Raw genomic sequence first — 11,079 nt, 5'->3', positions numbered from 1 at the left:
GCGGGCCCGCTCCCACTCGCTCTCCTCGCTCACCGCGGCAAGCAGCGCGGCGGAAGCCTCGGCGGCGCGGCCGTCGCGCAGCAGCCGGCCCACCGCCTCGGCGTCAAACACGGAAGCGTGCGACCAGCTCGGCCAGGCTGCCCGCCTGCGAGGCCACGTCGCGCGCGGCCCGCTCCGCCTCGCGCACCGACGTCTGCGCCGAGCGCGCGCCGGTGGCGATGCTTTCGGTGGCCCGCAGGATCATCTCGCCGCCCCGCTTCTGCTCGCCGGTGGCCGCGAAGACCTCCTGCGTCTGCTGGTTCATGTTGATGGTGGCCTGCACGATCTGGCGGCTGGCCACGTGCTGCTCGCGCGTGGCGATGCGCACCTCGTCGGCGATGCGCTGGATGTGCAGCGTGGCCTCGTGCGCCTGGCGCGCGGCCAGGATCTGCTGCTCGGTGGCCAGCGAGACCTCCTGCATGAGCCCGCTGGTGCGCGTGCTGGAGCCCACGATGCGGTCCAGCGCCTCGGTGGCGCCCTCGGCCGCGTCGATGCCCTTCTTCGTCTTCTCGGCCACCTGGTCGCCCGTCTGCGCCGCCAGCGCCACCTCATCCCTCACCGCGCGAATCGTCGCCCCGATCTCGCGCGTGGAGTCGACCGACCTCTCCGCCAGGCGCCGGATCTCCTGCGCCACCACCGCGAAGCCGCGGCCGTGCTCGCCCGCGCGCGCCGCCTCGATGGCCGCATTCAGCGCCAGCAGGTTCGTCTGGTCGGCGATGTCCTCGATGGTCTCGGAGATGCGGCCCACCGCCTCGCCGCGCGAGCCCAGCCGGCGGATGGTCTCGCTCAGGCTCTCCACCTCGGCGTAGATGCGGCGCATCTCCTCGACCGTGAGCCGCACCACCTCGCCGCCCTCGCGGGCGTTGGACTCGGCCTCGCCGGCGATGCGGCGCGTCTCCTCCACGTGCCGCCCCACCTGCTGCATGGAGGCGCCCATCTCCTCGATGGTCGACGCCGTCTGCTCCACGGCGGCGCCCAGCGTCTCGGCCCCATCGGCCGTCCGCTCGATCGACTGGCCCATCTGGGCGATGGAGCTGGACGTCTCGTCGACCGAGGCGGCAAGCGACTCGGTGCTGGCGGCCACGCGGTTGATCTGCGCCGCGATCTCCTCCATGCTGGTGGAGGTCTGCTCCGCCGCCGCCACCTGGTCGTCCACCGTGTCGGCCAGGCGCGACGAGGTGGCGCTGATCTGCTGCGCCGCCGCGGCCACCTGGCCGGTGGCCGAGTTCACCCCCAGCACCGAGGCGCGCAGGTCGTCGGCCATCCCGTTCAGCGTCTCGGTGAGCTGGCCCAGCTCGTCGCGGCTGCCCGCCTCCAGCCGCTGCGTGAGGTCGCCGTCGGCCACCGCCTTCGCGAAGGCCACCGCGCGGGTCAGCGGGGCGGAGATCTGCCGCGCCATCCACACCGCCGTCAGCGCCGAGACCACGGCGGCCAGCAGCGTGAGCCCCAGCGCCAGGTCGCGGCCGGTGGACGAGGCGCGCTGCACGTCGGCCCGGCTCTGGTCGGCCAGATCCGCCTCGCGCCGGTCGAACTCGTCTAGCGCGCCGAGGGCCGCGTCCGCGCCCCGGCGGCCCACCCCCGTCTGGAAGAAGCGGACGACCTCGCGCATGTCGCCGGCCTGGGCCTGCGGCGCCTGCCGCAGCGCCACGCCGGGCTGGTACACCGAGTCGACCCACTGCTTCGCCAGCTCGTCGGCGTGCCGCAGCCGCTTGAGCTGCACCGTGTCCTGCACCAGCGAGTCGGCCAGCGCCAGCTGCCGGGCCGCGCGCCCGTCGGCCTCGCGGTAGGCGGACAGCGCGGACTCCTGGCCCGAGAGCAGGTAGTCGCGGAAGGCGAGCGTGCGGTCGGCCAGGGCCAGGTCGTACTCCACCGCCGCCCGCTGCACGCGCGCGGTGTGCTGCGCCTGCTCGTTGAAGCCGCGCACCCGCTCGGCCTGCCACCACAGCGTCACCCCGATCACGCCCATCAGCAGCAGGACGGGCACGAAGCCCAGCAGCACCTTCGTCTGCACCCGCGCGTCCCGGAACCAGCTCGCCCTTCCGCTCACGCCTGGCCTCCCTCGAGCACGCGTTCAACGTCGAGCAGCGCCACCCGCCGCCCGTCGGCCGTCTCCACCGTTCCCGTAAGCCACCCCGGCGGCAGCGCCGCCTCCGCCTCGTCCGGCGGCGCGGCCACGTGGCCCTCCGTGTCCACCAGCCCGCCCACCGCGTCCACCCGCAGCCCCACCGGCTCCGTCCCGCGCCCGCGGCTCACCACCAGGAGGCGGCCGGGCTCGCCGGCCGGGGCGCCGCGCAGGCGCGTGCCCAGGTCCAGCACCGCCATCATCACCCCGCCCACCTGCGCGATCCCCAGCACGTCGCGGGGCGCGAACGGGACACGCGACACGGCGGGAGGGCGGAGGATGCGCTCCACGCGCTCCACCGGGATGCCGTACACCGCGCCGCCCAGGAGCACCGACACCGCGCTCACGGCGCCTCTCCCAGCTGCTCGTGCACCGCGGCCTTGAGCTGCTCCGGGCGCCAGGGCTTGGGGAGGAAGCCGTTCGCGCCGGCAGACTCGGCCAGCGCGCGGTCGCCCTCCGCCGCCTCGGTCGAGCAGACGAGCACCGGCACCTCGGTCATCCCCAGCTCGCCCCGCAGCCGGCGGATGAACTCCAGCCCGTCCATGCGCGGCATGTTCACGTCCACCACCAGCAGGTCCAGCCCGTCCTCGCGCGCCGCCGCGTCCAGCCCCTCGGAGCCGTCGGCCGCGAACACCAGGTCGTACGCCGGCGCCAGGACGATGCGGTACATTCGGCACATCATGGGGCTGTCCTCCACCACCAGCAACTTCTTCCGCTCACTGGGCACGCGCGCCCTCCCGGTACAGGTCCACGTTCAGCTGCATCATCTCGCCCGCGTCCAGCAGGAGCACCACTCGGCCGTCTGCGTCCAGCGTCGCGCCGGACACGCCGCGGGGGCTTCCCAGCGCGGCGGGCAGGGGGCGGATGGTGGCCGGGCGCTGCTCCAGCAGCCGGTCCGCCAGGATCGCCGCCGCGCGCGCCCCGCGCCGCACCACCACCGCCAGCCGCGGCTCGGCCGCGGCCTCCCACCCGAAGAGCCGCGACGGGCGGATCACGGCCAGCGCCTCGCCGCGCACGTCCACGACCTCGGCGGCGCCCACGGTCGCAACCGAGCCCACGCGCGTCGCCTCCTCCACGTCGCTGGCGGCGATGGCCAGCACCTGGCCCGCGCTCTCCATGAACAGCACCGGCACCAGCGCCACCGTGAGCGGCAGCCGCAGCACGAAGCGCGCGCCGCCCTCGTCGCCCTGCTCCACCTCCACCGTGCCCCGCAGGCGCGCGACCGTGCTGCGCACCACGTCCAGCCCGATGCCGCGGCCGGACAGCTCCGTCACGTCCGCGCGGGTGGAGAAGCCGGGGCGGAACACGAAGTCCGCCAGCTCCGCCGGGGGCGGCACCTCGGCCGGGCCCACCCAGCCCAGCTCGCGCGCGCGCCGCAGCATCGCCTCGCCGTCCAGCCCGCGCCCGTCGTCCTCCACCTCTATGCGCACCATCTCGCCTTCCGACACCGCGCGCAGCCAGAGCGTGGCGGCGGGCGGCTTGCCCGCGGCCTCGCGCTCGGCCGGCGTCTCCACGCCGTGGTCCACCGCGTTGCGCACCAGGTGGAGCAGCGGGTCCAGGATGGCGTCGGCGGTGCTCTTGTCCAGCTCCGTCTGCTCGCCCTCCAGCACCACGCGCACCTGCTTGCCCTGCGCCCGCGCCAGGTCGCCCGCCAGCGGCGGGAAGCGGCCGAACACGCGCGCCACGGGCACCGTGCGGAGCTGCCGGGCCGAGCGGCCCGTGGCCTCCACCGTCGCGGCCAGCGCCTCCACGCGCTCGGTGGCGGCGCGGCGCAGGCCCACCGCCTCCAGCTCGGCGCGGTTGGCGGCCACCCAGGCCTCCAGGCCCGCGGCGGCCGTGGCCAGCTCGCCCACCTGGTGCAGCATGGCGTCCAGCCGGGCGAAGGGCACGCGCAGCACCTCCTCGCGCATGTCGCTCGCCTGCGGGAGCCCCGCCGCGCCCTCGGCCGCGCGCCGCTCCGCCACGCCTTCCGGAGATGCGTCCGCCTCCGCGTGCGCTCCCTCGGCCGCCGTCCTGCCTGCCGCCACGCTTCCGCCCGAGACGGAAGACGCGACCGCCGCGGGCCGGTCGCGCGAAGCGGCTCCGGGCACTCCCCCCGCTTCCTCCGGCGACTCCCCGCCCGGTGCGGATTTCGCCGCAGCGCCCGGCCTCGCGCCCACCGCCTTCTCCGAAGATGCGGCCCGTGGAGCCGCGCTCTCCAGGCCTCGCGGCTTCCCGGAAGCCAGCGAGATCCCCGCCGCCTCGTCGGAACCGCGCTGATTTTCGGGGGATGCGGTGCCGCCTGCCGTTCCGGGCGATGCAGAGCCGCTGTCCGCCGTCGCCACAGATGCGGACGGGACGCCGGCGGATGGGGATCCGCCCATCGCTTCCGGAGAGGCGGAGATGTCCGGCGATGCGGGAGATGTGGAGACGCGGGGGGATTCCGGAGATGCGATGGCCCCCGGCTGGAACGATGCTGCGGCCGCGGCAGGCTTCCTCGCCGCCGGTGAAGCCCGGAGGGCCGCCGCGGGTGAAGCTGGCTTCTCGGGCTGTGCGGACGCGTCGGCGAGTGGGGCCGCGGCGGTCTTCGGCAGCTCCTCCTGCGGCGGCGAGGACGGGTCCGCGGGCGAGACGACGTCGCCCGCCCGCTCCCCCGCCGCGGCCGAGCGCGTGTCCGGCGCGTCCCCTGGCTGCGGCAGGCGCAGCGCGGCGAGCACGGCCAGCGACTCGTCCTGTCCCGGCGCGCCCGCGTGCTCCACCGCGCGCCGTATCGCCGACGCTGCTTCCTGCATGGCCCCCGCGATGCCGAACAGCGCCTCGGGGGGGTGCTTGAGCAGCGTCTCCATGCCGTGCACCAGGTCCTGGAGCGGGCGCAGGCCCAGCATCCCCGCGTTCCCCTTCAGCGTGTGCAGCCCGCGCAGAAGCTCGGCGCGACCGGCTCCGGCGCCCGCGGCGTCGCGGCGCTCCAGCGCCCCCAGCGCCGCGTCCAGCAGCGCGAGCTGGTCGCGCCCCTCGTCGCGGAAGTCGGTGAACAGCTCCGCGAAGTCGAACGAGTCGCTCACCGCACCCTCCCGTCAAACCTGCGGACGCGCGCCAGCCCGCGCCGCGCCGGAGCGGGCACCCGTGCGCCCCCGCGGCCGAAGCCGGGACGCGGGCGGAAAGCAGTGAGTTCGATCGTGTTCACCAGGGGGGAGGAGACGGCCCCGCCGCGAGGCGCCGCCGCGGAACGAGCGGCGGTGCGGCATTCGGGCCAACGTAAGCAGCCTTGGAAGAAGCGGGCCACGTGCCGGGGCCAGCGGCGCCGGCGCGCTTCCGCACGTCCGTAAATACGGGATCCGGGTAGATCGGCTTGCCTCCGTGGAGTCTCGCCGAAGCGGTTCGGACCATCGGTAGCAGCCCACGGAGGTGGGCTTCGCGCCGTCGTAGCCCGCGGCTTTAGCCGCCAGGGCGATACCGGCCGCACCAATTCTCCCGGATTTCGTGCAAGACACCTGGACTGGGCGGCCCGGGCCGGAACCGGAGGCGCCAGCGGAGGAGTTCGCGAAGCCGCAGGCAACCTGGAATGCCCGCGGGGCGGCAGCACCGGTGCTGCCGCCCGCGGGCGGTTTGCTCGATCGTGGACGGACGTGCTCGCCGTGCCCGCCTTTGCCCGTCCGCCGGGTCGCCTCTACTCGCCCGGGAAGGTGGCCTCGACGTGGCCGACGGCGGCGACCAGCTCCTTCGCGGCGCCGGCGTAGCGCGCCAGGGCGAACAGGCTGCCGCGCGACAGGCGCAGGCGGCCCATCATCAGCGAGGCGACGGGGTCGCTGCGGCCTTGCAGGATCTCCCTCCACGCCGCCACGTCCGCTTCCATCACGTAGGCGGCGCTTTCCAGGTCGCCGGGAGAGGCCGGGCGCACGCCGCGGCACACGCCGTGGAACAGGTCCAGGTGGAACGCGCGGTCCTGCGTCACGCCGTGCGAGGGGTCGGCGCGCATCACCAGCGCCACGCTGTCCTCCCAGTCGCCCGCCGCGGCCTTGAAGCCCGCGTGCCCATTCAGCGCACGGCAGCAGGCGCGGCTCCACTCCTCGGTGAAAACCTCCATCGGCGTCTCGCTCGCTTCGCGCAGGGGTGGGATCCGGGGCACGCCGGCGGCGCCCCGGCGGGATGCAAAACCGGCGAGAACGCTACGCCGCCCGCCGCGCTTCGGCAACCGCCGGCCGCAGCTCCGCCCCCACCGTGCTACCGCAGACGGCGATGCGCATCGCCCGAACGTACTCCGACGACGGATCGAGGCGCATCGCCCAAACTCGCCTCACGACGGGCCGATGCGCGCCACCCGGATCGACTCGCGCTGGTCTTCCCGCTGCGGAAATCTTCCGAAGCCTCCGGATCTTTCCGCGCCAGCCGTCGCAGTCGCCTCGCGCCATCGTCCACCGCGCGAGCAGCCACCGCGCCACCCAGCGCGGCTTCAGCTTGTCCGGCACACCCGAAGCAGGGCTCCGTTACAATTTCGTTTGGATTCGTTACGAGAGCGTGGCATCTTGGATGCGTTGGCGATACCCGCCGAAAGCCCGCCTCCAATCCAATCCGCCGCGGGCAGTGATTCAGACTCCGCACCGCAGGCTGCCCATGCGTGCCATCCGCTTCGCCGTGCCCGCGCTCATCGCCGCGTCCGCGTGCGCCCCGCTCACGCCCGGCGCCTCCTCGCTCGCGGACGGTCCCGGCCGCGGCGGCACCTACGCGGCCGAGCGCACCTGCCGCGTGGCCGCCCGGCCGAGCGCGCTGCCCGCGGTGTCGCAGCTGGTGGACTCCGCGGGGCTGGCGGCGGCGGCAGCGCGGCTGGGAGCGGCCACGCGCGGCTCGGTGCTCTTCTCCATGCGCTACGACCGCACCGGAACCAACGTGCGCCGCGCCGTGATCGCGCAGAGCACCGGCGCCGCGCTGGCGGACTCGCTGCAGAAGCTGGTGTTCGCCTTCCGGAAGACCGCCGCTCCGGCGCCGCAGGAGTGGGGCGTGCGCCTGCGGATGGACCTGGGCGCCGCGCCCGCGATGACCGTGGCGCGCCGCGAGGTCTGCTCCGGCGGCCCGCGCGGCGCGGCGGTGGATGCGCTCTCCGCCCAGCTCATGGCCGCGCCGGGCATGGTGGCGCTGGACGACACGGAAGATCGCGTGGTCGTGCGCGTGCACCTGGACGCCACCGGCGCCGTCACCGACGCCATGCTGATGAACCCCAACCTGCGCGGCCCGGTAGAGGCGCGGCTCCTCACCCTCGTCCGCGGGCTTCCCTTCGTTCCCGCCAGCGAAGACGGCTACCCCGTCCCCGGCGAAGCATCCTTCGCGCTGCGCCTCGGACGGTAGCGGCCTCCCAACTGTCTCGATCACGCTCGCCCGACCCTCCTCCGAGCATCCGGGGAGGGTCTTTCGTCGATGCACATCCACGACGACAAAGCCGGTAGATGGGAGATACGGCAGATGCCGCGCTGCCCATCCCCCGCCCCGCACGCCAGTCGATGACCACCCCAACGCTCCGGTCCGGTAGGGACCGACCTGCGTGTCGGACCGCGCCGCGGACGCATCGACGCGCCGTCTCGCGCACCATCGCTGCGGTAGCGATGGAGCACACGCAGGTGCTCCCCTGCCGGACTGGACGGTAGTCGGCCGGACCGCCGTGCTCCGCTCCGAGGTCCGATAGACTGGCCGGAGGGATCCTTGTGACAACGAATAGTGTTATCTTACGGACAAGCGGCCGAACGGCGGGCCGCGCAATGCCCATCTCCCGACCCACCACCTTTTCCGGAGGCCCCACGATGGTCGGCACCCTCGCTTCGCTGCTGCTCGCGCCCGCCCTTCTGCTGGGCGGCGGGCCCGCGCCCGCGCCGGCCGTCACCGCCGCGCCCCCGGCGCCCGTCACCTGGGAGATCGACCCCGCGCACACCGAGGTGTCGTTCCGCATCCGGCACCTGGTGAGCCGCGTGACGGGGCGGTTCAACACCTTCTCGGGCACCATCGTGGCCGACCCGGCGCGGCTGGCCGGCGGCTCGGTGAACGTGACCATCCAGGCCGCCAGCATCGACACCAACAACGAGCGCCGCGACACGCACCTGCGCTCGGCAGACTTCTTCGACGCCGCCACGTACCCCACGCTCACGTTCCGCAGCACGCGCGTGGAGGTGAGCGGCAAGGCGCTCAAGGTGTACGGGAACCTCACCATCCGCGGCGTGACCACGCCGGTGGTGCTGGACGGCGAGCTGCTGGCGGTGGGGGGCGCGCCGGGCAAGCGCCGCATCGGGTTCGAGGCGAGCACCACCATCGACCGCATGGACTACGGCGTGGCCTGGAACCGCGCGGCCGAGGGCGGCGGCACCGTCCTCAGCGACGAGGTGCAGATCACCCTCAACGTCGAGGCGGTCGAGAAGGTCTGACCGACAGCTCGGTAGATGAGCGAGCCCCGCCTTCCCATCGGAGGGCGGGGCTCTTCGCGTCCGGGAGGGAAGCTCGTCCTCCGGTGGGCAGAGTCTCGGGCCGGGAGATTCCAAGCTTCGGCGGCAGGGGACGTGCATCCGGCGGGGGCATGGAGAGGCCCATCAATACGGTCGGACACTCGACCCGGTCGATCGAGGAGTTCCTGGAGCTGCTGCGGGAGAACGGCGTGGAGCTGCTGGTGGACGTGCGGCGGTTCCCCGGCTCACGGCGCTTTCCGCAGTTCGGCAGCGAGGCGCTTGCGGCGGCGTTGCGCGAGGCGGGCATCGCGTACGTGCACGAGCCGGAGATGGGCGGCCGCCGCGCCCCCGCGAAGACGGCGGACCTGTCGCCGTCGCCCAACGGCGCGTGGCGCAGCGCCGCCTTCCGGGCCTATGCGGACCACACCGCCACGCCCGCGTTCCAGGCGGCCCTCCAGCGCCTCGTGGACGCTTCGCAGACGATGCGCCCCACGGTGATGTGTGCCGAGGCGGTGCCGTGGCGCTGCCATCGCCAGCTCATCGCGGACGCCCTGGTGGCGCGCGGCATCCGCGTGCTGAACATCATCGGCCCGGGGGGCGCCACGCCGCACGAGCGGTCGCCGCATGCGGTCGTGCTTCCGGGCGCACGCGTGGTGTACCCCGCGCCCCGCGACGGCCAGAGCGACCTCTTCTCCGGCTGACGCGCCGCCATCGTCGCGCCGGCGCATCGGGTGCCGGAGATCCGGCGGTAGACGAGGGCGGGAGAGATGATACGCCGTGGACGGCGCGGGGGCGTCCTTCTTGCGGCACGCGGGGGCATCGCACCAGCACGGCGCCCCGACGCACCGCCCTCCAGCGGCGCGCGGGCGGGCACATCTCCCATCCGCCCATCCATGCAACGCACGATCCTGCTGGCCGAGGACCACGAAGACAACCGGATGGCGCTGCTCACCGTGCTGGAGCACGACGGCTACCGCACCCTCGCCGCGCGCAACGGCGCCGAGGCCGTGGACCTGGCCCGCGAGCACGCGCCGGACCTGGTGGTCATGGACCTGGCGATGCCGGTGATGGACGGCAAGGAGGCGATGAAGGTGCTCAAGGCCGACCCCGCCACGGCCGGCATCCCCATCATCGTGCTCACCGCCATGGCGCTCTCCATCGACGGCGACAACCTGCGCCGCGAGGGCTTCGACGGCTTCCTCGCCAAGCCGTGCATGCCGCCCTCGCTGCTCCAGGAGGTGCGCAAGTACATCGGCCCCGCCACCGGGAGCTGACGCGCGAATCCTCCGTGCACCACCACTCCGTGCCGTGGTAGGGGAGCACCTGCGTGCGCTCCAGCCTTCTCGGGCGCGAAGACGGATCGATCCGGAACGCGGCACCTTCCCGGTTCCGCAGCAACAGCGACCCTCCACCGGATCCCGGCGGAGGGTCTTTCTTCATCCGTCCATCTCCATCGAACGAAGTCAGCTACTGGGCGAGATGTCGCGGAGGTAGTCGAAAGGGTAGATGCCGGTGCGATGGTCGTCGCTCCAGTCGAAGCGGAGGGCGTACTGGCCTACGTGGTGGATGGCGAGCGGATGCACGTCCATCGGCACCGCGGCCGGGTCCAGCAGCGGCCGGCCGGTCATCTCCTCCACGCAGCCGGCACACGGGCAGCACAGGCGCAGGTAGCGCGGCGGGTAGTCCGACACGGCGCCGTCGCTCCAGCGGATTCGCAGCTGCGACGCGTCTTCGTTGGGCCCGATCTGGGCCGGGGTGGTGCTGGCGTCTCGCGCCACTGCTGTCCTCCGCGCACGGGTGCAGGCGGCCCGCCTGTATGGATGCGCGGGCCCGAGGCGGGAGTGTAATCGCGAGCCGCCGTCCTGTCGACCCGCGGGCGGGCATGGACGGCGGCCCCTCCCCCCTCCGCGCCGCGGGTCAGTACCTCAAGGCGCAGTAGCCGCTGCCTACGTTGACCCAGTTCTGCGGGAGGAGGAAGTTCTTGGTACCCACCGGCACGTTGGCCTTCCCGCTGCCGCTCGTGTAGACCGTGCCGAAGGTCCACGCGCACCGCGCCGCCGGCTCTTCCCCCGTGGTCGGATCCCACCACCCTGTTCCGTCCGGGTTCTCGACGGACCCGTTGATCTCCTGGGCCACTTGAAACACCTCGGCGTCCCCAGCCGGGTTGCCGTTCGCAGACGCGTAGCCGGGCGTGCAGGCGCTCGCCTTGGCGTATGCGTACGGCTGGGCCACGTACCGTACGTGCTTGGAGACGCCGCCGATGGTCACGTAGCCGTCCGAGTGGTACGCGCAGTACTGGGTGCCGAAGCCGCCGCCCAGGTTCACGCTGCCGCTGGTGAAGATCATGTACATCGTGTTCGCGTCGTAGGTCAGCTTGCCGTTGTTGAAGCCGTAGGCGAGCATGGCCAGCATGCTGGCGTCGCTCACGCTGGTGGTGCCGCTGGGCACGTTATACGAGTTGTTGGCCCAGAACTGCGTGTAGCTCAACGAGTTCGAGACGTGCTGCCCGCTGGCGTC

Annotated in this window: 11 protein-coding genes; 4 read left to right on the top strand and 7 right to left on the bottom strand. The window is 73.6% G+C overall.

All coding sequences use genetic code 11. The features are described 5' to 3' along the window. Positions 1-103: 103 nt before the first annotated feature. From VFE05_15670 to VFE05_15650, 5 genes are all read right to left on the bottom strand, one after another. Positions 104-2,086 (bottom strand): methyl-accepting chemotaxis protein, encoded by a 1,983-nt coding sequence (locus VFE05_15670; protein HET6231511.1) that lies wholly within the window; start codon positions 2,084-2,086, stop codon positions 104-106. After that, entirely contained in the window at positions 2,083-2,508 is a 426-nt protein-coding gene (locus VFE05_15665) for a chemotaxis protein CheW (protein HET6231510.1), read from the bottom strand. The genes VFE05_15670 and VFE05_15665 overlap by 4 nt, the downstream gene beginning before the upstream one ends. Further along, positions 2,505-2,888: a response regulator gene (locus VFE05_15660; protein ID HET6231509.1), complete on the bottom strand. Its 384-nt coding sequence runs from the start codon at positions 2,886-2,888 to the stop codon at positions 2,505-2,507. Before VFE05_15660 ends, VFE05_15665 begins: the two co-directional genes overlap by 4 nt. Continuing rightward, positions 2,878-5,202: a chemotaxis protein CheW gene (locus VFE05_15655; GenBank protein ID HET6231508.1), complete on the bottom strand. Its 2,325-nt coding sequence runs from the start codon at positions 5,200-5,202 to the stop codon at positions 2,878-2,880. Before VFE05_15655 ends, VFE05_15660 begins: the two co-directional genes overlap by 11 nt. Positions 5,203-5,807: 605 nt before the next feature. Further along, positions 5,808-6,224, bottom strand: a complete 417-nt coding sequence (locus VFE05_15650) for a hypothetical protein (protein HET6231507.1) — start codon at positions 6,222-6,224, stop codon at positions 5,808-5,810. 527 nt (positions 6,225-6,751) lie between these two features. Here VFE05_15650 and VFE05_15645 point away from each other — a divergent pair. The 4 genes from VFE05_15645 to VFE05_15630 all read left to right on the top strand — a co-directional run bounded on the left by VFE05_15645 (position 6,752) and on the right by VFE05_15630 (position 9,836). Continuing rightward, on the top strand, positions 6,752-7,480 hold the full coding sequence (locus tag VFE05_15645) for a hypothetical protein (protein HET6231506.1): 729 nt from the start codon (positions 6,752-6,754) through the stop codon (positions 7,478-7,480). A 449-nt stretch (positions 7,481-7,929) separates the two neighbouring features. Beyond that, positions 7,930-8,544 (top strand): YceI family protein, encoded by a 615-nt coding sequence (locus VFE05_15640; protein ID HET6231505.1) that lies wholly within the window; start codon positions 7,930-7,932, stop codon positions 8,542-8,544. A 149-nt stretch (positions 8,545-8,693) separates the two neighbouring features. Beyond that, positions 8,694-9,263 (top strand): DUF488 domain-containing protein, encoded by a 570-nt coding sequence (locus VFE05_15635; GenBank protein ID HET6231504.1) that lies wholly within the window; start codon positions 8,694-8,696, stop codon positions 9,261-9,263. 192 nt (positions 9,264-9,455) lie between these two features. Then, on the top strand, positions 9,456-9,836 hold the full coding sequence (locus tag VFE05_15630) for a response regulator (GenBank protein ID HET6231503.1): 381 nt from the start codon (positions 9,456-9,458) through the stop codon (positions 9,834-9,836). 189 nt (positions 9,837-10,025) lie between these two features. Here the strand turns inward: VFE05_15630 and VFE05_15625 are convergent, their stop codons facing one another. Both VFE05_15625 and VFE05_15620 read right to left on the bottom strand, forming a co-directional pair. Further along, positions 10,026-10,340, bottom strand: a complete 315-nt coding sequence (locus VFE05_15625; GenBank protein ID HET6231502.1) for a DUF971 domain-containing protein — start codon at positions 10,338-10,340, stop codon at positions 10,026-10,028. Positions 10,341-10,479: 139 nt separating this feature from the next. Then, on the bottom strand, positions 10,480-11,079 hold a 600-nt coding region (locus VFE05_15620; GenBank protein HET6231501.1), incomplete at its 5' end, for a hypothetical protein.

The organism is Longimicrobiaceae bacterium (genome assembly GCA_035696245.1).
Taxonomy (GTDB): Bacteria; Gemmatimonadota; Gemmatimonadetes; order Longimicrobiales; family Longimicrobiaceae; genus DASRQW01.
This window is presented reverse-complemented; position numbering and strand designations above follow the sequence as displayed.

Excerpts from the sequence above, each read along its gene's own strand:
- VFE05_15630 (HET6231503.1), top strand. The coding sequence starts at position 9,456 with ATGCAACGCACGATCCTGCTGGCCGAGGACCACGAAGACAACCGGATG.
- VFE05_15640 (HET6231505.1), top strand. The coding sequence starts at position 7,930 with ATGGTCGGCACCCTCGCTTCGCTGCTGCTCGCGCCCGCCCTTCTGCTG.
- VFE05_15645 (HET6231506.1), top strand. The coding sequence starts at position 6,752 with ATGCGTGCCATCCGCTTCGCCGTGCCCGCGCTCATCGCCGCGTCCGCG.
- VFE05_15635 (HET6231504.1), top strand. The coding sequence starts at position 8,694 with ATGGAGAGGCCCATCAATACGGTCGGACACTCGACCCGGTCGATCGAG.
- VFE05_15650 (HET6231507.1), bottom strand. The coding sequence starts at position 6,224 with ATGGAGGTTTTCACCGAGGAGTGGAGCCGCGCCTGCTGCCGTGCGCTG.